This is a genomic window from Pseudomonas sp. Z5-35 (genome assembly GCF_051131945.1).
Taxonomy (GTDB): domain Bacteria; phylum Pseudomonadota; class Gammaproteobacteria; order Pseudomonadales; family Pseudomonadaceae; genus Aquipseudomonas; species Aquipseudomonas marvdashtae.
Map to the genome: position 1 here is coordinate 4,541,602 of NZ_CP071640.1, position 25,230 is coordinate 4,566,831.

24 protein-coding genes are annotated in these 25,230 nt (G+C 60.6%); 12 read left to right on the forward strand and 12 right to left on the reverse strand.

The window, feature by feature from the left end:
* Window positions 1-99: 99 nt before the first annotated feature.
* Complete coding sequence (locus J3P95_RS20830) at window positions 100-1,602, forward strand: DUF6630 family protein (RefSeq protein WP_434579850.1); 1,503 nt, start codon at window positions 100-102, stop codon at window positions 1,600-1,602.
* Between the two features lie 171 nt (window positions 1,603-1,773).
* On the opposite strand, the gene J3P95_RS20835 is transcribed toward J3P95_RS20830, so the two are convergent.
* Entirely contained in the window at window positions 1,774-2,319 is a 546-nt protein-coding gene (locus tag J3P95_RS20835; protein ID WP_434579849.1) for a DUF4256 domain-containing protein, read from the reverse strand.
* A gap of 167 nt (window positions 2,320-2,486) precedes the next feature.
* On the opposite strand from J3P95_RS20835, the gene J3P95_RS20840 reads away from it, so the two are divergent.
* From J3P95_RS20840 to J3P95_RS20855, 4 genes are read left to right on the forward strand one after another with little or no spacing between them, the layout of a single operon-like run.
* Complete coding sequence (locus tag J3P95_RS20840) at window positions 2,487-3,104, forward strand: hypothetical protein (protein ID WP_434579847.1); 618 nt, start codon at window positions 2,487-2,489, stop codon at window positions 3,102-3,104.
* On the forward strand, window positions 3,059-3,763 hold the full coding sequence (locus J3P95_RS20845) for an S-type pyocin domain-containing protein (RefSeq protein ID WP_434579845.1): 705 nt from the start codon (window positions 3,059-3,061) through the stop codon (window positions 3,761-3,763). Before J3P95_RS20840 ends, J3P95_RS20845 begins: the two co-directional genes overlap by 46 nt.
* Before the next feature lie 7 nt (window positions 3,764-3,770).
* Window positions 3,771-4,010 (forward strand): pyocin S6 family toxin immunity protein, encoded by a 240-nt coding sequence (locus tag J3P95_RS20850; RefSeq protein WP_434558575.1) that lies wholly within the window; start codon window positions 3,771-3,773, stop codon window positions 4,008-4,010.
* Window positions 4,011-4,039: 29 nt separating this feature from the next.
* Complete coding sequence (locus J3P95_RS20855) at window positions 4,040-4,318, forward strand: DUF7683 domain-containing protein (protein ID WP_434558576.1); 279 nt, start codon at window positions 4,040-4,042, stop codon at window positions 4,316-4,318.
* Window positions 4,319-4,541: 223 nt separating this feature from the next.
* Here J3P95_RS20855 and J3P95_RS20860 read toward each other — a convergent pair whose 3' ends face one another.
* A complete protein-coding gene (locus J3P95_RS20860) occupies window positions 4,542-5,255 on the reverse strand; it encodes a FadR/GntR family transcriptional regulator (RefSeq protein ID WP_434558577.1) in 714 nt (237 codons plus the stop codon).
* A gap of 96 nt (window positions 5,256-5,351) precedes the next feature.
* Here J3P95_RS20860 and J3P95_RS20865 point away from each other — a divergent pair, with 96 nt between their 5' ends.
* Window positions 5,352-6,095 carry a FadR/GntR family transcriptional regulator gene (locus tag J3P95_RS20865; RefSeq protein WP_434558578.1) on the forward strand — a complete coding sequence of 248 codons (744 nt, stop codon included), beginning with the start codon at window positions 5,352-5,354 and terminating at the stop codon, window positions 6,093-6,095.
* A gap of 3 nt (window positions 6,096-6,098) precedes the next feature.
* Here J3P95_RS20865 and J3P95_RS20870 read toward each other — a convergent pair whose 3' ends face one another.
* The 7 genes from J3P95_RS20870 to J3P95_RS20900 form a co-directional block, all read right to left on the reverse strand.
* Window positions 6,099-6,821: an oligogalacturonate-specific porin KdgM family protein gene (locus tag J3P95_RS20870; protein ID WP_434558579.1), complete on the reverse strand. Its 723-nt coding sequence runs from the start codon at window positions 6,819-6,821 to the stop codon at window positions 6,099-6,101.
* 130 nt (window positions 6,822-6,951) lie between these two features.
* The gene (locus J3P95_RS20875; RefSeq protein ID WP_434558580.1) at window positions 6,952-7,719 is read right to left on the reverse strand and encodes an ABC transporter ATP-binding protein; all 768 of its coding nucleotides are present in this window, start codon (window positions 7,717-7,719) and stop codon (window positions 6,952-6,954) included.
* Window positions 7,720-7,729: 10 nt separating this feature from the next.
* Window positions 7,730-8,569, reverse strand: coding sequence for an ABC transporter ATP-binding protein (locus tag J3P95_RS20880; RefSeq protein WP_434558581.1), 840 nt, complete (start codon window positions 8,567-8,569; stop codon window positions 7,730-7,732).
* A gap of 10 nt (window positions 8,570-8,579) precedes the next feature.
* Window positions 8,580-9,488, reverse strand: a complete 909-nt coding sequence (locus tag J3P95_RS20885; RefSeq protein ID WP_186644044.1) for an ABC transporter permease — start codon at window positions 9,486-9,488, stop codon at window positions 8,580-8,582.
* Window positions 9,488-10,525, reverse strand: coding sequence for an ABC transporter permease (locus J3P95_RS20890; protein ID WP_434558582.1), 1,038 nt, complete (start codon window positions 10,523-10,525; stop codon window positions 9,488-9,490). Before J3P95_RS20890 ends, J3P95_RS20885 begins: the two co-directional genes overlap by 1 nt.
* 34 nt (window positions 10,526-10,559) lie before the next feature.
* Window positions 10,560-12,182: an ABC transporter substrate-binding protein gene (locus J3P95_RS20895; RefSeq protein ID WP_434558583.1), complete on the reverse strand. Its 1,623-nt coding sequence runs from the start codon at window positions 12,180-12,182 to the stop codon at window positions 10,560-10,562.
* A gap of 71 nt (window positions 12,183-12,253) precedes the next feature.
* Complete coding sequence (locus J3P95_RS20900; protein ID WP_434558584.1) at window positions 12,254-13,408, reverse strand: mandelate racemase family protein; 1,155 nt, start codon at window positions 13,406-13,408, stop codon at window positions 12,254-12,256.
* A gap of 259 nt (window positions 13,409-13,667) precedes the next feature.
* Between J3P95_RS20900 and J3P95_RS20905 the strand changes: the two genes are divergently transcribed.
* From J3P95_RS20905 to J3P95_RS20930, 6 genes are all read left to right on the forward strand, one after another.
* Entirely contained in the window at window positions 13,668-14,084 is a 417-nt protein-coding gene (locus J3P95_RS20905; protein WP_434579840.1) for a VOC family protein, read from the forward strand.
* Window positions 14,085-14,186: 102 nt separating this feature from the next.
* Window positions 14,187-15,182 (forward strand): TRAP transporter substrate-binding protein, encoded by a 996-nt coding sequence (locus J3P95_RS20910; RefSeq protein ID WP_434579838.1) that lies wholly within the window; start codon window positions 14,187-14,189, stop codon window positions 15,180-15,182.
* A 127-nt stretch (window positions 15,183-15,309) separates the two neighbouring features.
* On the forward strand, window positions 15,310-16,305 hold the full coding sequence (gene dctP / locus J3P95_RS20915; protein ID WP_434558587.1) for a C4-dicarboxylate TRAP substrate-binding protein DctP: 996 nt from the start codon (window positions 15,310-15,312) through the stop codon (window positions 16,303-16,305).
* A 66-nt stretch (window positions 16,306-16,371) separates the two neighbouring features.
* Window positions 16,372-17,004 carry a TRAP transporter small permease gene (locus tag J3P95_RS20920; protein ID WP_434558588.1) on the forward strand — a complete coding sequence of 211 codons (633 nt, stop codon included), beginning with the start codon at window positions 16,372-16,374 and terminating at the stop codon, window positions 17,002-17,004.
* Complete coding sequence (dctM, locus tag J3P95_RS20925; protein ID WP_434558589.1) at window positions 17,001-18,284, forward strand: C4-dicarboxylate TRAP transporter large permease protein DctM; 1,284 nt, start codon at window positions 17,001-17,003, stop codon at window positions 18,282-18,284. Before J3P95_RS20920 ends, dctM begins: the two co-directional genes overlap by 4 nt.
* A 141-nt stretch (window positions 18,285-18,425) precedes the next feature.
* Entirely contained in the window at window positions 18,426-20,333 is a 1,908-nt protein-coding gene (locus J3P95_RS20930) for an alkaline phosphatase D family protein (RefSeq protein ID WP_434579835.1), read from the forward strand.
* A 27-nt stretch (window positions 20,334-20,360) separates the two neighbouring features.
* On the opposite strand, the gene J3P95_RS20935 is transcribed toward J3P95_RS20930, so the two are convergent.
* The 3 genes from J3P95_RS20935 to J3P95_RS20945 all read right to left on the reverse strand — a co-directional run bounded on the left by J3P95_RS20935 (window position 20,361) and on the right by J3P95_RS20945 (window position 25,228).
* Window positions 20,361-20,861, reverse strand: a complete 501-nt coding sequence (locus tag J3P95_RS20935; protein ID WP_434558591.1) for a methylated-DNA--[protein]-cysteine S-methyltransferase — start codon at window positions 20,859-20,861, stop codon at window positions 20,361-20,363.
* 68 nt (window positions 20,862-20,929) lie between these two features.
* On the reverse strand, window positions 20,930-23,665 hold the full coding sequence (locus tag J3P95_RS20940) for a LuxR C-terminal-related transcriptional regulator (RefSeq protein WP_434558592.1): 2,736 nt from the start codon (window positions 23,663-23,665) through the stop codon (window positions 20,930-20,932).
* Between the two features lie 198 nt (window positions 23,666-23,863).
* Window positions 23,864-25,228, reverse strand: a complete 1,365-nt coding sequence (locus tag J3P95_RS20945; protein ID WP_434558593.1) for a DUF1329 domain-containing protein — start codon at window positions 25,226-25,228, stop codon at window positions 23,864-23,866.
* Window positions 25,229-25,230: the final 2 nt, after the last annotated feature.

Below are 25,230 nucleotides of genomic sequence, written 5' to 3' on the forward strand. Positions count from 1 at the left end.
AGCGGGAGCAAGCTCCCTCGCCACGGGGTTGTTCGTTCGCTTAAGCTCGGTGGTGTATAGGTAAGATGGCCCCAGCGAAATCACAGGAAGACAGCCGCGATGCAATCGCCATTTGATCCGTTGGTTCATATCGATTGGAAAACACCCGGCGGTGAGTTGCTCGGGCTGTTGCAGCATTACTATCCCGACATCGGTGTGTTTGCCGGGCCGGGGTTCGAGGCGCTGTTGGATGAGCTATCCAACGAGATGCCCGAGGTCTGTTTCGAGGTGTTGGCGTCGGTGTTGGCGGGCCAGGGTTATGACTTGTGGAATCTGGATGCCGGTGGCGATGACTATCGGCCGGTGGTTGTCCCCTCGGATCAGCGCGAGGCGTTTGCCCGACATTGGCAAATACCGCGTAGGGAACCGAGGTTCACGGCCACGTTGATCGAGCCGCCGGCGGTAAAAGAACGCAAACCGGCCAAACCCAAGCGCAGCAAGTTGAAGTGGCTGCAGGAAGTCCATGATTATCCCGGGCCCACCTATGTGCATGAATACAACTATCGCAACGGTTGGGCGGCCATCACCGAGCAGGACGAAGACCAGTGGTTGTGCTTCCTGATCGATTACAACCAGTGGCCGCCCGCCGAGCAGGACATGCTCGAACATCGTACCGATGGCGTGGACGCCGCGGACTTGCAGCTCATCGATGCCAATGCCCAGCGCAGCCTGTGGAAACATCGGGTCGTGCGCGGCGATTACAGTGCGGACGACCGTTACCAATACGAAATTCGGCAAGGCGATGAGATCACAGCGTTCGGGCCTGCCGGAGTGCAATGGCCGGAATTTGAACAGCCTTGCGTGGTGGTGGGCTCGGAGATATTCGAACGCAAACGCATCTACGAACCCGAGCATTTGACGCGGATCTGGCGGATCACGGCGGACAGCAGCGAGGTGATTTTCGAGGATTCGGACGAACTGGCGATCCTGCCTGTTGGCCCTCGTCGTTTGCTGTTCATGCAGCACAACGGCTCAAAATGCTGGATCTGGAATCAAGACCCGCCGCACCAGGCCGTCATCGCCAAGCCAATGCCCGCCGAGGCCTACAAGCTGCGGGCCGCAACGGCGTATTTGGGTGGCGATGAGATTTTGCTGTTCAGCGAGGGCGCGCGGCAGAACGTCGAGCATTCGGGTTATCAGGAGACGGTTCTGTTGGCGTGGCGCTTTAACTTCATCACCGGCGCCACGACCCAATCAACGCTGGACGGATTCGGCAGTGAACTGCGCCAAGACACGCGCATGCTCGTCACGCAGCCCAAGCAGGTCATCACGTTGCGCACGTTTCATGGGCAGCTTCAAGTTGCACGCGGGCATGGGGATTGGTGGGTGTGGAGTTATCGCGCCAACACGTTTGGCACGCAAACCTTGGCGTGGTTTTGGAATCAGGTCAGCAATGAGGTGGTGAAGCTGTCGACCAAGGACATCCCGCGGATCAAGCCGGAGGTTCGTTATGTGGCGGGGCAGGATCGCTATCTGGCGTTCGAGACCGAATTTGTGGCGCGGCTGCCAGGGTTTGCCGAGATGGTCGAGACCAAGGGAAGTGAGGTTTTGGTTTTTGAGTGAGATGGTTCTGTTGCATGGCGGCGCTTCGAACGCATGAATTTTCGTGGCGAGGGAGCTTGCTCCCGCTCGGCTGCGCAGCAGTCGTAAAATCTGCGACCGTTTTCCCCTGGCACACCGCAGGAGGGCTGCTGCGCAGCCCAGCGGGAGCAAGCTCCCTCGCCACGGACTTGCTTAGACACGCAGCAACCCGCGAAACCCACGCGCCGCGTAATACGACTGCACGCCGTTGTGGTAGATGAACACCCGTCCATAGCGGTAGTCACCAAACAACGCCCCGCCGACGGCGCGAAGTTCGGGAGGTGTCGCCAGCCATGTGGACGTCTTCGCATCGAACTCGCCCAGCGTCTGCAGGGCTCGGTACTGGTCTTCGGTCAACAGGCTGATGCCCATTTCCTCAGCCATTTCCATGGCGCTGCCTTTGGGCTTGTTCTCCTTGCGCGCATCCAGCGCCGCGCGGTCGTAGCAAAGGCTGCGGCGGCCGGTCGGGCTTTCCTTGGCGCAATCGCAGAAGGTGATCACGCCCGTCTTCGGCTCATGGCCGATCACGTCGGGCTCGCCGTCGGTGGCCTCCATCGCCTGGAGTGATTTCAGGGCACCTGGCTGGTTTTCCAGTCGGGTCAGGACGTCGGCCCATGGGATGTCCGGGTGACGGTTCAAGTGGTCTTCGAAGCGTTTTTTCAAGGTTTGGATGAGGATGTCTTGTTCTTGTTTTTTCATGACCGTGAAATCCCTGGTAATCCGTTAAGCGTCTTTTCCGAAGACTGGTCGCTGAAATCTCGCCACGTCCCGGCTCCCAGGCCAGACATATGCCGCAAAGGTCCTTGCGTTGCTGGCCGTAGCGCGCATCACCAGAATAGCCCGCCTAACTGAACGCAAGGAACGCAATGCGCTTGATAAGGAGTGCGGATCAGGGGCTCGAACCGACGGAGCTTCCCGATACGGCCGCACGTTTGGTCGATGACGCGCTGATGCGCGGTCACCCCATCGACGGGCTGGATCAGTTTGGAACGCTGTCGAAGATCCCCCGTGACAGCGATATCGTCGAAGCCGTCAGGAACGGCGATTTGTTGCTGGTGAAGCCAAGTTCCGCCGGCGTAGGTGGCAGCTTCATGCCTCGGTCGAGGTCTGCGCCAGAATCGGTCGACAGGGCCCCGGAGCAATGGCCATTGCCCAAGCCCCGGGATGACTTGGTGTTCGCCAAATCCTGCACCGCCGAAAACTGGTGCCAAACGGGCGTCGGTACGACCACCGAAGCGGCCTCGAATTTCGGCCGGATCATGGTGGCGGGCGCCATGCTCATGCCCTCGGCAAGCACCGCGATTGCCTCAGCCCTCGGCGCGGATCTGGCGCTGGGTCGCATCGCTGGCGGCGGCATCATGCAGCAGCGCCTCACCTGGGCCATACGCGGCGCGGGCGGACCGGCCAGCGTCTTCGTCCTCGGCATGCTCCCCACCAAATGGCCGACGGCACGCTTCACACCGACGACCAGCTACGCCGCATGAGCCACGCCACTACCCGAGTGCGCTTCCAATTCCGCCGCGACGCCGAAGGTGTGCTCCAGGTATACGGCATCCACAGTGGTCCATCGGGCGACGACTCGGTGCGCACCGTGCAAGTGACATGGAACGCCGACCACACCGCAATGGAGGCCAAACTCAACGGCATCACAATTATATGGACGCCGCAGCAAAGCCCGCTCGGTTCACTTCCGCCGCTGACCTATCCGGACGATATCGGCAAACAGCTGGGTACGATCCTCGTCCATCCGATCGCGGAGGATGTCGACAGCCAGATTGATGGGCTGCCGGGGGAAGACATCACGGCCGAAGACTATATTTTGGTGTTTCCGGCGGATACGGGGCTGAAGTCGCTTTATGTGGTGTTTGCGAGGCCTTTTGGGGGGGATCATAGTTATCATCCGGCGCCTAAGTTGCTGACTGCTTTTCCTGAAGCCCGCAATGTTAAGTTCAAATCACGAGTGCAGGGAGGTGGCTCTTCTCGCAGAAGGTGGCAAGACAAAAAGGGACGGATCTACGAATGGGATTCCGAGAATGGGAGAGTGGAAGTGTATGACAGACAAGGCGCGCACTTGGGTGAATACGATGCTGAGACTGGCGCCCAAACTAAACCGGCCAAACCGGGCCGCAGAGTAGAGAAATAGGAAGCTTATGTATCTATGTATTAGCGGGTTCCTGCCAGACGAGGATGAAGATGATTCGCTTAAATTTGATCTCGATCTGGATGAATATTTTAACGACCGAATCATACAGCTTTTAGGCCATAGCAGCCTGAACGCAATGGCTGTGGGGGAATGGTTGTTAACGAAGGATCAGATAAGAGAGATATCCGACATCATCGGCAAACCTCTTCCGACGGATCTGGATTTATTCATCGGAGTACTGGTCTAGCGGGCCTCAAAATATCGGAGAAACATAACATGAAGCACGAGATCCTCGCCTTCGACAAAAGTGTCGAACCGCTCGTTTTCCATGTCGTCGAGGCCTTCAGCAAAAAAAGCGAGACGTTAGCCTTTGAAGTGGAACTGCCTGCTGGTTGCGATGCACAACTTAAGCAGATCATGGGATGGTCTACACCCCAGCGTGGCGATGAAGGTTATAACCTGAGCCGCAGCCAAGCTGCTGCCATTGAGGCATTGGCCGGTAGGCTTTTTTACGATGACGATAATATTTTTCAGCTCACCTGCAACATTGGTTGAGGAGAGGCGCGCGGAGTGAAACTGGAGATGATCGATCGGTCTTGAAGACTAGCCAGCCAACCCCTAAGGCTGCTGTGCAGCCCAGCGAGAGCAAGCGCACTTGCCACGGGATATCTAGACATTCAGATGTTGCGGCAGGCCTTTGCTGGTCAGCTTTTTTTTTACGCGATATCAGCCGCGTTGATAGCGTGCGGGTTCTGGGTCAAACCGAACTGTCGCAGCTTTAACCCGCCTTCGACTCCACCCCACCCCGAACCCGCTGCAGCATATTGATCAAGTGCAACCGCATCGAAGCCCGCGCTGCTTCGCCATCCTGTCGCGCCAGTGCCGCGTAGATCTGCTCGCGCTCACGCACCACCAGCGCTCGATTTTCCAACGTCACAGCCGGCCCGGCCTGTTGCACTACCGCGATCAGCGTGTTGCCCACGTGTGTCATCGCGTCGATAAAAAAGCTGTTGCCGGTGCACTGGGCAATTTGCAGGTGGAATTCGAAATCCATCCTGGCGCTTTCCTCATCCATCGCGTCAATAGCGTTCGCGACGTCGAGCGCTTCACGCATTGCCTGTAACTGCTCCGGCGTGGCGCGTTGCGCGGCGATGGCGGCGGCCTCCACTTCCAGGCTCAGGCGCAGTTCGATGACCGCCAGCGCGTCGTAGGCGCCGCCCTTGACGTGTTTGCTGCCTTGGAAATCGCCTGGGCGGGCGGTGTCGACGACGAAGGTGCCGATGCCATGACGGGTTTCGACCAAGCCTTCGGCCTGGAGCCGGGACATGGCTTCACGCACCACGGTCCGACTGACGCCGCGTTCCTTGATGATCACCTGTTCGGTCGGCAACTTGCTGCCTGCGGGCAGTTCGCCGGCGAGTATCTGCTGCGTCAGGTCGACCACCAGTTGCTGAGTCATGCTCAGGCGTCGATCGGTTGTGACACGCTCCATTGCACCTATCCATCAAGCCAGACGATCGCGGCATTATAGCCGCGACCTTGCGCTAAAACTCACTATAATGCCCGCTGATCACCCAAGAGCACGCCGATGACGGACCAAGCGTTATCTCCACTGAATAAACCGCGCCGCCTCGCCGAAACCCTGGTCGACCGTTTTGCCCAGCGCATGCGCGACGGCATCCTCAAGTGCGGCGAAAAGCTCCCCACCGAAGTGCACATCATGGAGGCCGAAGGCGTCAGCCGCTCGGTGGTGCGCGAGGCGCTGTCGCGCTTGCAAGCGGCGGGATTGGTGGAGACGCGCCATGGCGTCGGCACGTTTGTGCTGGACATGCCGGCGCCCGAAGGTTTTACCCTCGGGCCGGCGACGATTGCCACGTTGTCGGATGTGCTCAACCTGCTGGAGTTTCGCCTGAGCCTGGAAGTCCAGGCCACCGGCATGGCCGCCGAACGCGCCACGCCCCAAGCCCTGGCCGAACTGGCCCAGGCGCTGGAGGCGCTGCTGCAAGGTCCGGAAAAATCCGGCACCACCATCAACGCTGACTTTCAGTTCCATCTGAAAATCGCCAAGGCGGCCGGCAATTACTACCTGATCGACATCATGAAGCACCTGGGCACGAAGCTGATTCCGCGTACCCGGATGAACTCCGCCTACTCGGGGCAAAGCGATCGCAGCGCCTATCTGCAAGGCATCAACGCCGAACACCAGCAAATCTTCGACGCCATCGCCAGTGGTAACGTCGATGCGGCGCGGGCGGCCATGTACTTGCACTTGAGCAACAGCCGCATGCGCCTGTGCGAAACGCAGCAACGCCAGGCGTTCTACAACGAATAACTTCTAGAAAAAGTTGTACTGGATACCGACCCGCAGACGCAGTTGGCGATCACTGTCGACGGAGTTGACCTTGATGTCGCCCACTTCGAAGAACGGCGCCCAGCGCTTATCCCATTTGTACTTGACCACGGCATTTTGCTCATAGTCGTCGGTGCCGCCGTTGTAACGGATGTAATCGGCATCGAAGTAAGTCAGTTGATACTCATAGGCCCACGGCCCCTGGTTCGCATAATTGATATAGACGTCATAGCGATGGATTTTCTGGTCGTCCTGGCCATTATCCGGTACGTCGTGATCGACCTTGTCGCGGTCCAGCTTGCTGACGTCGTAGCGGTAGCGACCGGCGATGCTCAGTTCCTTGGTGATCTTGTAGCCCAGGCGCATGCCCATCTTGTAAGTGGTGGATTCCTCGTCGCTCTCCATGGCGAACGACGGCGTCAACATCCAGCGATCATCGATCTTGTGCTGGTAGTTGACGGTGAACTCATGGCCGCTGCCGACGGTATTGTCAAAGGCAACGTCTTCGCGGTCGCCGGCAGTCTTGTATTTGAGTTCGCCTTCCAGGCCCACGCCGTTATCCAGCCTTATGCCAAACTTGGCGCGGTCAGCGTGCATGCGAGTTTTTTCCGCGTACTGGTGGCGTACGTTGATATAGCCAGTATCGGCCACGGCAACGATGGAGGTGAACAACGAAGCGATCGACAACACTACGAGGGTCTTTTTCATGTTTTTTATTCTTGTTGGTTGAAATAATTAGTTGGGTGAAACGCCAAATCGCAGGCGAGCGCGTGCGCGCGTTGAAACATGCGATTCAACGAGTTCTGCGGTTTAAAACGGGTACAGCGGGTTGATTACTTCAGACGGCGATAGGTATTCGTTGTATGTCGCGGCTGGCTTGCACCAACAGGCGTGTGTATTCGTGGGCGGCGCCATCGCTTGCCAACAGATGACTGTCGAGTGTCTCCACCACCCTGCCCTGCTGCATCACCGCCAGCCGATCACACAAATGCGCAACGACGGCCAGGTCATGAGTGACCATCAGGTAGGTCAATCCTTCCTGGCGGCGCAAGTCGGCCAGCAGGTTGAGGATTTCTGCCTGCACCGAGACGTCCAGCGCCGAGGTCGGCTCGTCCAACAGCAGCACGCGTGGGCGCAGGATCAGCGCGCGGGCAATCGCCACGCGCTGGCGCTGGCCACCGGACAACTGGTGCGGATAACGAAAGCGAAAGCTGTCGTTCAAGCCGACCTTGCGCAGGATCTCGCTGACCTTTCGAACACGCCCATCGATGCCATGGATGCGCAGCGGTTCCTGCAACGCGGCGTCGATGGTGTAGCGCGGATGCAGCGAGGCATAGGGATCCTGGAAAACCATCTGCACGGTGCGGTAGTGGTCCAGCGGCAGCTTGCGCGTCACCGCCTGACCGGCAATTTGCAACCGTCCCGTCCAGTGCTGGTACTGCCCGGCCAGGCAACGCAGCACGGTGGTCTTGCCCGAGCCGGATTCCCCGACCAAGCCGAATGCCTCACCTTCGCCGACGCTCAAATCGACGTCATGCAGTACCGCGTTCAGTGCCGCGCCGGTGCCGAAGCTGAGGTTCAGCCCGGCGATTTCGATCATGCTCATGACAGGCTCCTCAAGCGTTCAACCAGTGTGGGTCGCGCTGCAACACCGGCAGCGTGGCGCGCGGATGGTCCAGGCTCGGCAATGCGGCCAGCAGACCTTGGGTGTAGGGATGGATGGCGTTATCCAGGTCGGCGGCGGCAATCGACTCGACCACGCGGCCGGCGTACATCACCAGCACACGGTCGCAGAAATGCCGCACCAGGTTCAGGTCGTGGCTGATGAAAATCAGCCCCAGGTCACGCTCGCTGACCAATTCTTCCAGCACGTTGAGCACCTGTCGGCGCACCGACACGTCCAGCGCCGAAGTGGGTTCGTCGGCGATGATCACCTGGGGATCGGTGATCACCATCATGGCGATCATGATCCGCTGGCCCATGCCGCCCGAGACTTCGTGGGGGTACAGGTCATAGACCCGTCGAGGATCACGAATGTGCACCTTGGCGAGCATGTCCAAGGCGCGTTCGCGGGCTTCGCGATGGGGCACCTTGTGATGGGCCAGGTACGCCTCGGCGATTTGTTCGCCCACGCGCACCACCGGATTCAGCGAGTACTTGGGGTCTTGCATGATCATCGACATGCGCGCGCCGCGAATTGCCTGGATCTGCTTTTCGCTGGCCTTGAGCAAGTCGATATCGGCGAAGCGCAGGGTCTTGGCGGTGACCTTCGCTGTCGGCGGATGCAGGCGTAACAGGCTGCGGCCGACGGTGGATTTTCCCGAGCCGGATTCGCCGACTATGGCGAGCTTTTCCCGCCCCAGGTTGAACGACACGTCACGCACCGCCATGGAAGTTTTGCCGGCGTTGCGAAACTCCACGCACAAGTCCTGTACCGCAAGTTTTATCTCAGTCATGGGCTGTTCCTCAGGATTGGCTGCGTGGGTCGAGGACGTCGCGCAAACCGTCGCCCAACAGGTTGAAGGCCAGGCTGACCAGCATGATCGCCGCACCCGGTGCCGCCACCAGCCACCAGCTTTCGAGCATGTAGCGTCGCCCGGTGGAGATCATCGCGCCCCATTCCGGCAGGGGTGCCTGGGCGCCGAGCCCGAGGAAGCCCAGGGCAGCGGCCGTGAGGATGATGCTCGCCATGTTCATGGTCAGGCGGATGATCACCGACGACAGGCACATCGGGATGATGTGGCGCAGGATGATCCGCGTACTCGACGCGCCCTGAAGCTGCACCGCGACGACGAAGTCGGCGTTGCGCAGCGGCAGGGTTTCAGCCCGAGCCAACCGGGCAATCGGCGGCCAAGCGGTGAGCGCGATGGCAATCACCGCATGCTCCAGCCCCGGGCCGAGAGCGGCGATGAAGGCCAACGCCAACACCAGGCTGGGGAATGAAATGAAGATATCGGTGATGCGCATGAACAGGCTGTCGACCCAGCCGCCGAAGTAGCCGGAAATGGTCCCGACCAACAGGCCGATGGGGCCGACGATCACCGTCACCAGCAAGACGATGTAAAGCGTGATGCGCGAGCCATACACCAACCGGGCGAAGACATCGCGACCGTACTCATCCGTGCCGAACCAGTGCACGCTGCTGGGCGCCTGCAATGCGCCGGCAAGGTTTTGCAGCAGCGGGTCGTGACCGGCGATCCACGGCGCAAAGATCGCGACCAACATCAGGGTCGCGACGACGACCAGGCCGGCGAAGGTCATCGGGTTGCGCAGTAAAAAACGCAACAGGCGCAGGCTGCTGGCGACCAGCGCTGCCGTACTCGAAGCGGGCAGCGCGGCACTGCCGGCTGCGCTGGAAGCAAGGGGCAGATTCATTAGCGAGTCCTCGGGTCGAAGATCTTGTACAGCGCATCGCTGATCAGGTTCAGCGTCACGAAAATGAGGCCGATCAGCAACACACAGGCCATCACCGCGTTCATGTCACCGAGCAACAAACTGCTCGTCAGGTACTGGCCAAACCCCGGCCAGGCGAACACGGTTTCGATCAGCACGGCGCCTTCCAGCAGCCCGCCGTAGGCCAGCGCGACGATGGTCAGCAGTTGCACGCGAATGTTGCCGAAGGCATGGCCCCAGACAATCTTGCGCTGGGACAACCCCTTGACCCGGGCGGTGATGATGTACTCCTGGGAGAGTTGTTCGAGCATGAAGCTGCGGGTCATGCGACTGATGTAGGCGACCGAGTTGAAGCTGAGGATCACCGCCGGTAACAGGATGTGGCGCAACGCGCTGCGAAAGGCTTCCCAATCGCCGGACCAGGCGGTGTCGATCAACAGCAGGCCGGTGTGTCTCGGGATCAGCCCGTCATAGGCCAGGCCGATCCGTCCGACGCCGCCGGCCCAACCCAGCCAGGCGTAGAACACCAGGAAGGCCATCATGCCGATCCAGAAAATCGGCGTGGAGTAACCGAACAAGGTGATCAGCCGCGCCACATGGTCACCGGCCCGCCCCTGATGCGTCGCCGCGTAGACACCCAGCGGCAAGCCCGCCAGCACACCGAACAGAATGGCCAGGGTGGCCAGTTCCAAAGTGGCCGGGAAGACCCGGGCGATGTCGGTGATGACCGGGTTGCCGGTCAACAACGCCATGCCGAAATCACCGTGCAACAGGTCGCCGAGGTAGATCGCAAACTGGGTCCATAGCGGTTTGTCCAGGCCCAGCTCTTTGTACACCTGGGCGTAGGCCGAGGCGTCGGCGTCCGGGCCGACGATGGCCAGCACCGGGTCCAGGGGCATTACTCGCCCGATAAAAAACGTCAGCAGCAGCAACCCCAGCAGCGTCACCGCCACCGAGCCGCCGCGCCGGGTCGCCGAAGCGGCCCGGGTGGTCCAGATTGAATAAATTGCAGTCGACATGTTCATTCCTGCCTTGGCCGGGTGGCCGTCGATTTCAACGCTGCTTGTAGACGTCGCGAAGACGCGTGGTAGCGGCGGTATGCCCGATGTAGTTGCGCACATCGGCATGGATCACCACCTCATCCACCATCTGCGAGACCGGCATGATGGCCCCGGCCTGTTGGTCATAGAGGGTCTGGATCTGCGCGTAGATTTCACGCTGGCGCTCGGGGTCACGCTCGCGCTCGGCTTGCTCGATCAGTTGATTGAGCTGCGGATTGAAGAACGAGGTGCGCCAGCCTTGGAAGTTGCTCAATTTGGCTTCGGTGCGGTTGTCCGGGTTGTACACCAGGGCCCGCAGGCTCGAATGCGGATGGCGCTCCGCCCCGCCGCCGCCACGCCCGACGAGGATGTCGAACTGACGGTCGCGCATCGCCCCGTAGATCTGGTTGCCGGTGCCGGTGATGATTGTCGCCTGGATCCCCGCCTGGGCCAGCGTCGCTTGCAGGCTGGTGGCGATGTTGATAAACGGCGGATCGGTCAACGAACGGATGGTCACCTTGAAGCCCTCGGCATGTCCGGCCGCCGCCAGCAGGCGCTTGGCCTCGGCCACGTCCAGGCGATAGCCCGGATCGTCAAGGCGTGCCGGCAGTCCCAACTGCAAGGGCCGCTGATTGATCACGCCATAGTGCGGCATCACCACGTCATTGATGCCCTGGTAGTCGATCAGCAGGCGGATGGCTTGGCGCACGCGGATGTCCTGGAATAGCGGCTGTTGCATGCTCATCGCCACGTAGTACAGCGTGCCGCGGGCAATGCTCTGGATGCGCACCTCATCGACCTTGCCCAGCGCCTTGATGTCGGTCGCGGCCATGCCGCGGGCGACGTCCAAATCACCGCGCTCGACCATCAGGCGCAAGGCCTGGGACTCGGTCATGTTGCGCATGATCACCCGGCGCAACTTCGGCGCGCCGCGCCAGTAATCCTCATTACGACTCATCAGGATCACATCGTTGGCGCGCCAGATGTCGAGCTTGAACGCACCGGATCCGGCGGTATGCGTCGCCAGCCAGGCCGCGCCCTGATCGTCGCCGACCTGATGCTGCAAGGCCACCGAACGATCAACGATGAAGGCACTGGGCGAGGTTGCCAGGGTGTTGAGCACCAACAGCGGGTCGGTGCTGCGCGGCAGTTCCATGACAAACGTATGTGGCCCTTCGGCACGCATCAGTTTGACGACGTTGTCGGCGGTAAACCCGTAGGCTTTCCAGGTGGAAGCCAGGGCGCGGTTGAGGGTGACTACGCGTTGCAACGACCAGGCGACGTCTTGGGCGGTGAGCGGTACACCGGAGTGAAACCGTACGTCGTCGCGCAACTGGAAGGTCAGGCGCATGCGATCCGGACTGACTTCCCAGCTTTTCGCCAGGGCCGGAACCAGCGTGTCCGGCTGCGCCGCGTCCTGCTCCAGGAGCATGTCATAGACGTTGGCGTTGACTTCGGCGACCTCCAGCCCCGTCGCGGCGGCGGGGTCCAGGGACAGCAGGTTGATCATGCTCATGCCTACCACCAATTGGTCGGCGGGCGTTTCGCCTTGGGCCAGGCTGACGGGCACCTGCACTGCGCACAGGGCCACGGTGACACACAGCAGCCTGGTCAGGCGCTTGGGCCAGAGATTCATGGTTCAGTCCTTTCTTATATTTATAAAGACTTGTCGCCCGGGCAGTCATCGGCCTCGGGCGTGGAACAGGATCAATGTCGGGACAAAGTGTTGGCCTCGATATACGCAAAATTGATGTCCTCGCCCAACCCCGGCCGGTCGGACAGGTGCACATAACCGTCGGCATCCATGGGATCGACGATGCTGTTGAGGTGCGCGGGCACTTCTTCATAGTCGAGGAACGGGTGCAGCAAGCCGCGCTCATACCAGCGGCAGTTGCTGATCGCCCCGACCACCGCCAGGTTCGCCGCGCCATTGCCGTGGACTTCGCAGTCCATGCCGAACGACTCGGCCAGGTGCGCCACTTTCAGGCACGGCCCGATGCCGCCCACCCCGGCCACGCCCGCGCGCAGAATGTCACAGGACTTCTGCGTCACCCAACTGGCGCGGCTGTGGAATTTACCGGCAATGCTCTCCGGGCCCAGCACCGGAATGTCCAGGTTGGCGGCGAGCCAGGCGTATGACTCGGCGGAGTCTTCCATCATCGGCTCTTCGAACCAGGCGAAATTCAGCTGCTCCAGCGCCTTGCCGATGGTCAGCGCGTCCATGCGGCTGTACCAGTGATAACCATCGAGCATCAGCGCGATGTCCGGGCCAACCGCCTCGCGCACGGCGGCGCAAGCCTGGATGTCCATTTGCGGATTTGGCGCGAAGGAAATCGGTGGCATCCAAGTGTGCAGCTTGATGGCCTTGTAGCCACGCTTGACGAGCTTTTCGGCGAACTGGCCGTACTCATCCGGGGTGGACAAACCGCCCGGCAAATCGTCGCCACACATGGTCGAGCCGTAGGCCAGGACTTTGTCGCGGTAGCCGCCAATGAGCTTGTGCACCGGCAACTGCAACGTGCGCCCGGCCAAATCCCACAAGGCTTGCTCCACCAACGCCAGCGCCCGGTCGGTGAACTGTCCGGCGCTGCCGCGCTGCCAGTGCGCCAGGTCCTGCCAGATGCTTTCACGGTCCATCGGGTTGCGACCGATCAGCACCTTGCGAACGAACGATTCGATGATGTGTGGACGGATCAATTCAGGCGTACCGAAGGCATAACCTTGCGAGCCATCGTCGCAGCTGATTCGCAGCAGGGCCATCTTGATCATGACCTCGTCACCCGGATGGGCGTGGCCCGCACTGTCCTGGGCGCGGCGCGACGGGGTGGAAAAGATTTCGACGTGAACGCCTGTGATTCTCATAGGGAGGAGCCACCGTGTTGTTATTTTTTATTTGTATGTCGTCATACAACGTCGCGGATTATTTGAACGTTTCATCGGGGCTGTCAACCCCTGTACTCAGTAAAAATTAGCCTTACCTCGACGCAACAGCCTTTTGAGAAGGATGACATCTTGAAATGTCGTCATACCACACAGATAAGAACCAAGGCGACTGCACCGCTGCGCAATTGTCCACTACAGTGTCAGGACCTAATGGCGCAGCACCCATGCGGAGGCCTCCATGACGCACTTCACCCTTCACCGCATCGACCACGTCGTACTGCGTGTAAAAGACATCGAGCGCAGCATCGCCTTCTACACATCAGTGCTCGGCTGCGAACTCAAGAAGCGTCGGGACGATCTGGGCTTGATCCACCTCGGCGCGGGTGCATCGATGATCGATCTGGTGGATGTCGAAGGGCCGCTCGGCCATCAAGGCGGTGCGGCGCCCGGCAAGCAGGGGCATAACGTCGACCACGTCTGCCTGCGCATCGAGCCGTTTGACGAACCCGCCCTGCTCGCTCATCTGGGCGCAGCCGGATTGAAGGTCGAGAAAGCGCAGAAGCGTTACGGCGCGGAAGGCGAAGGCTGGTCGATCTACTGCTTCGATCCGGACGGCAATCAGATCGAGCTGAAGGGGCCAGCGCTGGATTCCTAACACTCCGGCAGTCCGCAGTTTTTCTCCTAGACTTGCCAGTGTTTGCAGTTCGCCGGGGCCGGGATGGCCCCGTACGATAAACATGACCCGAAGGGATCCACCATGCTCAAACTTTTTTGCAAAGCGCTCGCGTGCACGCTGGCTTTCACCACGCTGGGCACGGCCACGGCGGCTGACCCTATCGTGATCAACTTTTCCCATGTGGTCGGCGAGCAGACACCCAAGGGCCAGGGTGCGTTGCTATTCAAGAAACTCGTTGAGGAGCGTTTGCCGGGAAAGGTAAAGGTCGAGGTCTACCCCAACTCCACGCTGTTCGGCGATGACAAGGAAATGGAAGCGATGCTGCTGGGAGATGTACAGATCATTGCGCGTTCGCTGGCCAAGTTCGAGCAATACACAAAAACCGTGCAGTTGTTCGACTTGCCATTTTTGTTTCAGGACATTGCCGCGGTCGACCGTTTTCAAACGAGTCCTGAAGGCCAGAATCTATTGCGCTCCATGGAGCGCAATAACATCAAGGGCCTGGCTTATTGGCACAACGGCATGAAGCAATTGTCGGCTAATCGACCATTGCGCAAGCCCGAGGACGCCCGTGGCCTTACGTTCCGGGTGCAGACTTCCGCCGTGCTGGAAGAACAGTTCAAGGCCGTCGATGCCAAAGCGCAAAAGATGATCTTTTCAGTGGTCTACCAAGGGTTGGTGACCGGCGTGATCAACGCGACGGAAAACCCTTATTCGAACTTCTACAACCAAAAGCTGCATGAAGTGCAGAAGTACGTCACCGAGACCAATCACGGCGTGTTGGATTACATGCTGATTTCCACGTCCGATTTCTGGAACGGCCTGCCGCCGGATATCCGCAGCGAACTGGACAAGATCGTGATTGAAGTCACCGCCGACGTGAACAACCAGGCCGATCAGTTGAACGAACAGGACAAACAACGCGTGCTTGCAGCCAAGACCACCGAAATCATTTCCCTCACGCCGGAGGAGCGCAACGCCTGGCGCGACAAGATGAAGCCGGTATGGGCGAAGTTTGAAAAAGCTATCGGGCCGGACCTGGTGAGGGCTGCCGAGGCTTCCAATCAGGCGCAGTAATGCGGCGCGTTTAATGTAACAATCGTCCGGCAAGCTAATTTTCTGCCTAGACTTGCAACTGTCCCACCGTGCGTTGTGTTTTGAATGAGCCCGCACGAGAAAAACTAAAAATAAAAGGAAACCCCCAATGTTTAAACCTATGTGGAAAGCACTCGTCTGCGCGCTGGCCCTCAGTGCGTTGAGCACCGCCATGGCGGCTGATCCGGTGATCATCAAGTTCTCGCACGTAGTGGCCGAGCAAACCCCTAAAGGCCAAGGTGCGTTGCTGTTCAAGAAGCTGGTGGAAGAACGTCTGCCGGGCAAAGTCAAAGTCGAGGTCTACCCGAACTCTTCGTTGTTCGGCGATGGCAAGGAGATGGAAGCCTTACTACTGGGCGACGTGCAGATGATCGCGCCGTCGCTCGCCAAGTTCGAGCATTACACCAAGAGCGTGCAGTTGTTCGACCTGCCTTTCCTGTTCGATGACATCAGCGCCGTGGACCGCTTCCAGTTGAGCCCCGAAGGCCAGAAACTGCTAAAGTCGATGGAAAGCAAGAACATCACCGGCCTGGCCTATTGGCACAACGGCATGAAGCAGCTGTCGGCCAACAAAGCGCTGCGCGAACCCAAGGATGCCCGTGGTTTGAAGTTCCGCGTACAGGCATCGGCGGTGCTGGAAGAACAGTTCAAGGCCGTCAACGCCAACCCGCGCAAGATGAGCTTCGCCGAGGTGTACCAAGGCTTGCAGACCGGCGTGGTCAACGGTGCCGAGAACCCCTACTCGAACATCTACAGCCAGAAGATGCATGAAGTGCAGAAGTTCATCACCGAATCCAACCACGGTGTACTCGACTACATGCTGATCACCAATACCAAATTCTGGAACGGCCTGTCGCCAGACATTCGCACCGAACTGGACAAAATCCTGGTGGAGGTCACCGCCCACGTAAACAAAGAAGCGGCGCAACTGAACCAGAACGACAAGCAGCGCATTCTCGATGCCAAGACCACGGAAATCATTACCCTCACGCCTGAAGAGCGCAACGAATGGCGCGACAAGATGAAACCGGTATGGAAGAAGTTCGAAGGTGACATCGGCGCCGATTTGATCAAAGCCGCCGAAGCCTCCAACAAGGCTCAGTAATGGGTTGGCCGGCGCTGCCGACATGGCAGCGCCGACCTGTTGTCCTCCCTGCAGGAGATGCCATCCATGAACGCCCTTCGGCGCACCTGGGAACATTTCGAGGAAGGGTTCATTGCCTTCCTCCTGGCCGCCATGACGCTCGTGACGTTCGTCTATGTGGTCCTCAATAATCTCTACGCGGTTTTCTACAGCCTCGGTGACAACTGGCCCGCCGCCAGCGAACCGATGTTCGCCATCGGCGACGGCATCATGGGCATGGCCCAGGCGATGACCTGGAGCAGTTCGCTGACCAAGGCGCTGTTCGGCTGGCTGATTTTCTTCGGTCTGTCGTACGGCGTGCGCACCGCCGGGCACATCGGCGTGGACGCGCTGGTGAAACTGGCAAGCAAACCGGTGCAACGCTTCATTGGCGTCATCGCTTGCCTGTGCTGCCTCGCCTACGCCGGGTTATTGGCCGTGGCGAGTTATGAATGGATCAATACCTTGATGATTGCCCAGATCGGCGCCGAAGACCTCGGCCATTTCGGCGTCATGCAATGGCACATCGGGCTGATCGTGCCGGTGGGTTTTGCCTTGGTGTTCATCCGCTTTGCGGAAATCCTCGTGCGCATCCTGATGAATCGCCAGACCGGTCTTGGCCTGGCCGATGAAGCGGCCGAAGCGATCAAACTGACCGAGATCGAGGAAGACAAGCCATGACCATTGCCTTCCTGTTCATTGCGTTGTTCGTGCTGATGTTCATCGGCGTGCCCATCGCCATTTCGCTGGGGTTGGCCGGATCGCTGACGATTATTTTCTTCAGCCCCGACTCGGTACGTTCCCTGGCGATCAAGCTGTTCGAAACCTCCGAGCACTATACCCTGCTGGCGATTCCGTTCTTCCTGCTGGCCGGTGCGTTCATGACCACCGGTGGCGTGGCGCGACGGTTGATCGACTTTGCCAACGCCTGCGTCGGCCACGTCCGGGGCGGCCTGGCGATTGCCGCGGTGCTGGCGTGCATGCTGTTTGCGGCGTTGTCCGGCTCGAGCCCGGCGACGGTGGCGGCGGTCGGCTCCATCGCGATTGCCGGCATGGTGCGCTCCGGTTATCCACAGGCGTTCGGCGCGGGCATCGTCTGCAACGCCGGCACGTTGGGCATCCTGATCCCGCCATCAATCGTGATGGTGGTGTATGCCGCGGCAACCGAAACCTCGGTGGGCAAGCTGTTCATGGCCGGCGTGATCCCCGGCTTGCTGTTGGGTTTTTTCCTGATGGTGGCGATCTACATCGTCGCGGTGAAAAAAAACCTGCCGGCAATGCCCCGGGCGACGCTGCGGGAATGGTTGAGCACGGCACGCCAGGCCATCTGGGGCCTGCTGTTGATGGTCATCATCCTCGGCGGGATCTATTCCGGGATGTTCACACCGACCGAAGCGGCCGCGGTGGCGGCGGTCTATTCAGCGTTTATCGCCTTGTTCGTCTACAAGGACCTGACGTTCCGCGAGACGCCGAAGGTGCTGCTGGAGTCGGCCAAGCTGAGCATCATGCTGATGTTCATCATCGCCAACGCCATGCTCTTCGCCCATGTGCTGACCACGGAGCAATTGCCACAGCAAATCACCGCGTGGGTGATCGATGCCGGACTGACGCCGGTGACGTTCTTGCTGGTGGTGAACATCGTGCTGCTGATTGCCGGCGCGTTCATGGAGCCTTCGGCGATTATCCTGATCCTGGCGCCGATCCTGTTCCCGATTGCCATGAAGCTGGGCATTGACCCGATCCATCTGGGCATCATCATGGTGGTGAACCTGGAGATCGGGCTGATCACGCCGCCGGTGGGGCTGAACCTGTTCGTCACCTCGGCGGTGACCGGCATGTCCTTGCCCGCGACCATCCGCGCGGCCATGCCGTGGTTGATGATTCTACTGGCGTTCCTGGTGCTGATTACCTATGTGCCATGGATCTCGCTGGCGCTGCCGAACTGGTTAGGGATGAGCTGACTATTCGGGCGTGAACCGTGGCGAGGGAGCTTGCTCCCTCGCCACAAGCGCGGGGTCATCCGCCCTGGCCGTACCTTCTCCAGTACCCAGCACATTACGTTATGATCGCTGCCTCATTCTGAAGCAGAGCTTTTCCCACGCATGTTGCCGTCTTCTTCCGACACGCTCACCTCCCCACCCCCCGTCCTCGTCGGTCCGCTGTTGCGCCGACTGGAAGCCACGCGGCTGGTGATGTGGCTGGTGGGGTCGCGACCGCTGAAATTGACCTTGCGGCTGGACGGCATGGGCGATCTTGCACTGGATGCCACGCGTTGCACCGTGGTCCCAGTGGGGCAGCAGGCGTTCGTGCACCTGATCGACGTGCGACTCGACGCCGCCCTGCCCTTGGATGTGGCGATCGAATACGACCTGCTGGTGGACAGTGCTCCTATCGCCGAATGGGCGCCGCATCTGTTGTATGACGGCGCGCAACGCCCGAGTTTCGTATTGCATGCGCGTATCGAGCAACTGGTCCACGGCTCCTGCCGCAAACCCCATTACCCGGCCAATGACGGATTGCTGTGTGTCGATCGATTGTTGGCGCAAGCCCCCGAGCAGCGGCCAGCCTTGTTGATGATGAGCGGCGACCAGGTGTATGCCGATGACGTCGCCGGACCGATGTTGCGGGCGATTCACGCTTTGATCGAGCGCCTGGGGTTGTTCGAGGAATGTCTCGATGGCGCAGTGGTGGAAGACAGCGCCAGGCTCTACCAACACCCAGCCAGCTATTACCATCGCGCGGATCTGCTACCGGCGCTCGAGAGCAACGAAACCCTGCGCGAGCGATTTTTCGGCGGCGCACGCAAGCCGATTTTCACCAGCAGCAGCGCCGACAATCACTTGGTGACCTTCGCCGAAGTCATGGCGATGTATCTGCTGGTCTGGTCGCCGGTGCCCTGGACCTTGATCGCCCCGCAACCTCCCGAGCTGACCGCCGAGCGACGCCAGCGCTACGACTTGGAACAGCAACGCATCGACGCCTTCAAGACCGGGCTGGACGGCGTCGCCCGGGTGTTTGCGCATTTGTCCTGCCTGATGATTTTCGACGACCACGACATCACCGATGACTGGAATTTATCCGCTCAATGGGAGGAGACGGCCTACGGTCATCCATTCTCCAAGCGCATCATCGGTAATGCGCTGATTGCCTACATGCTCTGCCAGGGCTGGGGCAACAACCCGGACGCGTTCGACGAAGTGGTCGAACAAACCGTGGCCTTGTGCGGCACCGCCGACGACCGCTACCTTGACAGCGAGCCCCAGGACCGGTTGATCGACACGCTGCTCGGTTTCCAACGCTGGCATTACGTATTGCCAAGCTCTCCGGCGCTGGTGGTGCTCGACACTCGCACCCGGCGCTGGCGCAGCGAGAACAACCTCAAGCAACCGTCAGGCCTGCTGGACTGGGAAGCCCTGAGCGAACTGCAACAGGAATTGCTGGACCATCCTTCGGCGATCATCGTCTCGCCGGCGCCGATCTTCGGCGTAAAGCTGATCGAGACCGTGCAGCGGGTGTTCAGCTGGTGCGGATTCCCGCTGCTGGTGGATGCGGAAAACTGGATGGCCCACCGTGGCGCGGCCCAGGTGATCCTTAATATCTTCCGCCACTCGCGCACGCCTGGCAGCTACGTGGTGCTGTCCGGCGACGTGCACTACTCCTTCGTCTACGAGGTACTTATCCCACATCGCAAGGGCGGCCCGCGCATCTGGCAAATCACCAGCAGTGGCATCAAGAATGAATTCCCGCCGGCGCTGCTGGAATGGTTCGATCGCTTGAACCGTTGGCTCTATTCCCCACGCTCGCCGCTGAACTGGTTCACCAAGCGTCGCAGCATGCGCATCGTGCCTCACACCCCCGAGCACGCCGAGGCCGGGGAGCGGTTGTGGAATTCGGCGGGGATCGGCCAGGTATTTTTCAACGAACAGGGACAGCCGACGGACATCGTCCAGCACAACGCCAACGGCAAGCCGCCAACCCGCATGCTGGCGCCCAAGTTACCCCCAACCTGAGCGACCACTCGGAACCGGGCACGGGGTTCAGAACGCCAGTTGCAGGCTCTGCTGGCCTTCGAGGCTTAGCAGGAACTGTTTCGCCGCGAGGCCGCCGGCGAAACCGGTAAGGCTGCCGGAGGTGCCGATGACGCGGTGGCAGGGAGCGATGATCGAGATCGGGTTGCGTCCATTGGCAGCGCCGACCGCGCGGGTTGCGGTCGGTTGGCCGATCTGGATGGCGATGTCGCGGTAACTGCGGGTTTCGCCGAACGGAATGGTCAGTAATGCCTGCCAGACCCGCACCTGGAAATCGGTACCGGCGAAATCCAGATCCAGTTCAAAACCACGCCGCTGACCCGTGAAGTATTCAAGCAGCTGGCGCTCGGTTTCCTTGAGGGTCGGGTGAGCGTTGTCTTGCTCCAAAGGCCCGAGGCGCACGCGGTTGAGCCGTTCGTTTTCCCACAGGATAGCGGCCAGCTTCGGGCCTCGGGCCACGAGGATCAGTTCGCCGACAGGGGATGGGATGGTTTTGTAGAGGGGCAACATTCCACTATTTCCTTGATTCACACCCAATGGCTTTTGTGGAGAGGGTGCTCACTGAGCAAAAATCTTGCTCAGCCCAGCAACCCCAACGTCTTCGCTCGCGCCACGGCCTGGGTACGGCGTTCCACGCCCAGTTTACTGTTGATATGGCTGGCGTGGGTTTTCACCGTGTGCAGCGAAATGAACAATTGTTCGCTGATTTCCTGATTCGAACATCCTTGGGCGATCAGTTGTAGCACTGCACGCTCCCGGCTGCTGAGGGCTTCGACATGCGCGCAGGACTCGGTCGGTTGCAGCGCCGCCGTGGGCAAGCGTTCGAGCAAGTGCTCGCGCAGGCCGCCGGGCGGCGCCTGGAGCAGTTGCTCGCGCAACCATTCGTGATGCTTTTGCAGCAGCCACTCGAAGGGCTGCAGCGCGCCGCCAACAGCGGCATCGAACGCCTGGGCCAAGGCCACGCGGGCTTGCGGCTCGCGCCCGGCGCTCAACAGCAAGGCGACTTTCTGGTTGAGCACCATCACGCTGAGCATCTGCCGCCCGGTCTGCTGCGAATGTTCGAGCAACGCATTGAGCCGTCCTTCGGCCTGCATCGGTTGGCCGCGGATCGACTCGAGCAGTGCCTGTTGCAGTTCGACGTGCAGCGGCAGTTGCGGATGGAATTCCGGCGGGGCGGCAGCCCGTTCGCCCGTGTAGGTCTGCCCCAGCCGCACCAGCCAGGCTTCGGCCAGTTCGGTGCGCCCCTGGGCCAGCCAGAGCTCGCATTTGACCAAGGTAATCATCGCCAGGTAATAAACCGGCGGGACGTCCCAGATATGCATCAAGCGCTCGGCTTCGGCCAGTTCGGCAAAGGCCCGGGCGAACTCGCCGCCCTGGCCTTCGACGCGGGCAATCACACAATGGCCGATCAACACGCTGATATCGCGGCAGGCCCGGGCTTCGGTCAGCCCCGCCTGCAACCGCGCCAGCCCGGTCTGGTTTTGCATGCGCAACGTCAGCAAAAATCCCTCATACAAGACCAACCGTGCCCGCACCGCGTACAGCCGTTGGGGTGGCAGTGGGTGCAAGCGTTGCAGTCCCTGCTTGACCTCCTCAAGTGCCCGCAGGATCTCTCCTCGCGCCTGCAAGACCCGGGCGCGATCGTAATGGGCCAGGGCTTCGAAAAGTGGGTTGCCAACCCGCTGCGCCAACTCCAGGGACTCGCGGTTCAAAGTCCGGGCGCGCCAGAGGTCCCCGTCGGCAATCGCCAGGTTCGACAAGGTGGACAAACACATCAGGCGCTGGCCGTAGCGTTTTTGCGGCAGGCTTTCCAGCGCCTCGGTGCAATAGCGCAGCGTGGCCTCACGATCACCACGACCGCGGGCAACAATGCCGCTCAGCGCCAGCCACTGGGCGAGCATGGATTTATGCGCGGTGGCTGACGGCGCCGGCAGGAAGCGGCTCAAATGGGCGGCCAGCTCTTCGGCGGCATCCAATTGACAGGCCAGCCCCAGCGCCCAGCTGTACAGCACGATCAGCCGTGGGCTGCTGATGAGCAGGCTGTCGGGCAAGTCCATTTTCCAGCGCAGCAACATGCCGACGTTCTGTTCGGCCAGCAGTTGCTCCTCCGAGAGGTTCTGTACCAAATTCGCCGCCACGTCCAGATGCCCGGCGCGCAGGGCCTGCTCCACGGCTTCGTCGATCAGGCCCTGGGCGTTGAACCAGCGGCAGGCACGCAAATGCAGGGTCCCGGCCGGCACCATGGCCGGCGCGCTCGGGCGACTGCGCAGCAGGTCGGAAAACAGATGATGGAAGCGATGCCAATGCCCATGTTCATCCAGCGGCACCAGGAACACTTGGTGGGCGGCGAGAAATTTGAGGATTTCGTGACTGTCATGGGCGTCGCGCACCGCATCGCACAGCTCGCTGCAAAAGCGATCCTGGGGGGCGATGTCGTAGAGAAACGCCTGCACCTCGGCGGGCAGGCAGTCGATGACTTCCTCCAGTAGATAATCGCGGATCAGCCCTTCACCGCCGTGCAACGCTTGGGGCAGTCGCCCTTCGCTACCGGCTTCGGAAGCGGCCAGCAACCAGAAGCGCAGCCCGGCGACCCAGCCTTCGCTGCGCTGGATCAGGCTTTCCAACGCCTCGCCACGCAACGCGCTGCTGTGATGCTGGAGCAAGGTCAACGCTTCGTCGTGGGTCAGACGCAAGTCCTGCTCGTTGAGTTCGAGCAATTGGCGCGACAGGCGCAGGCGCGCCAAGTGCCAGTCAGGCCGCTGACGGCTGGTGACCAGCACCAGCAACCCCTCGGGCAGGTGATTGAGGAAAAATTGCAGGCAGCGATCCAGCACCGGGCTCTGGGCAAGGTGGTAATCGTCGAGCACCAGCAGCAAGGGCGCGCTAGCTGATAAATGCGCGGACAGCTCATCCAGCAAGCCGTCGAGCCATTCTTCGAACGCGAAGGGTTGGTGGCGCTGGCGCATTTTCAGCAAGCCCAAAGCGCGGCCACCCAACTGGGGATAAAACGCCTGGAGTCCTTCGAGCAGCCGCTCCAGGAAACGCCCCGGATCGTTGTCCCTGGCACTGAGTCCCAACCAGAGGCTTCGCCAATGGGCCGGCAACCCCTGGCAGAACTCCACCGCCAGCGAACTTTTACCGAACCCCGCCGGCGCGCTCACCAGCAGCAACCGCCCACCCAGCCCGGCGCTCAGACGCTCGCACAACCGCGGCCGCACGACATGCCCGTCGGGCAGAGGTGGGCGGTAGAAACGCCCTTCCTGTACCGCGATGGCTGCACGGGAAGAATCCGGGGGTGAAGACAAATCAGTCATGGCCGGCTCTTGTTTGAAATGCGGATGGCGGCGTTGCAGATGTCCGCAGACTAGCCGTAAACGGAGAGGTATTGAAGCGAGTGCTACAAATGGCTACAAAAAGGCTACAAGTGGTCAATCTCTGTTGTAGTTTCCAAAAAAAACGCCCCGAACCAGTCGGGGCGTTTTTTCGAGGATGCGGCCTCGGGGTAGCGCTGCTTAGCGAACGCCTTCCTGGCGCAATGCCGCCGGGGTGAAGTCGCTGGTGGACGCGGTGAAGCCGAAGTCGTAGGCCGATTTCTCTTCGTTCTTCATGCCCAGGGCCAGGTAGCGTCCAGACTGCAAGTCGTAGAGGGTTTCCAGGGCGTACCACGGCACTTGCTTGTCGTAGTAGTTCTCGGCATGGGCCTCGGCGACGCGCCACAGTTGGCCACGACCGTCGTAGTGATCGATGACCGCCGCTTGCCAGGTGTCTTCGTCGATGTAGAAGTCACGCTTGGCGTAGATGTGACGCTGGCCTTCCTTCAGGGTCGCGGTCACGTGCCAGACACGACGCAGTTCATAGCGCGCCAGGTCCTGGTTGATGTGGCCGGCCTTGAGGATGTCGGCGTACTTGAGCTGCGGCGAATCGATCTTGTGGCTGTTGGCGGCAATATAGAGTTCTTTCTTGCCTTCAAGCTTCCAGTCGTAACGGTCCGGCGCGCCGTTGTACATGTCCAGGTTGTCGGATGTACGCAAGCCGTCGGCGGCAGTACCCGGGCCGTCGTAGGCGACTTGCGGTGCCTGGCGCACACGACGCTGGCCGGCGTTGTAGATCCAGGCCTTGCGCGGCTCCTTCACCTGGTCGAGGGTCTCGTGCACCAGCAGCACGGTACCGGCCAGACGCGCCGGTGCGGTCACTTGTTGCTTGAAGTAGAACAGCACGTTGCCTGGGTTGGCCGGATCGAAGCCCTTGATCTTGTCGCGGAACACGAACTGGTCCTGGAAGTACACCAGGTTGTACGAACCGTTGGGCTGCGGCGTGGCCTGGGTCACCAGGCGGGTCACGCTGCCGCCGCGATAGCGGGTGATGTGGTTCCAGATCACTTCCAGCCCGCTCTGGGGAATCGGGAACGGCACGGCCGTCTCGAAATTCTCCAGGCCGTTGCCAGCGCCCACCAGCTTGGTGTTCACGGCATTTTTCTTGATGGAGGCCAAGACTTCATCCGGCACGGTGGCGCCGCGATGGGTCGGGTAGACCGGCATCTTGAAGGTTTCCGGGTAGCGCTTGAACATCGCGTACTGGCCTGGGGCGAGCTTGGCCTTGTACTGGTCGACGTTCTGCGACGTGATGGTGAATACAGGTTTCTCACTGGCGTACGGGTCGGCGAGGAACCCCTTGCCGTCCACGCTGCCGGCGTTCTTGGCCATGGGTTTCCAGGCGGAAATCGACCCATCGGCATTGCCAGCCATCTCGGCGCCCATCGGCGTCAGGCTTTTGCCCAGCTTGTCGGCCTCGGCGGCAGGCACGGCGGCCATGATGCTGGTCGCCAGCAGGGATAATCCCAGCGCACCGACTTGCAACAGATTTTTTGTTATTTTCATAG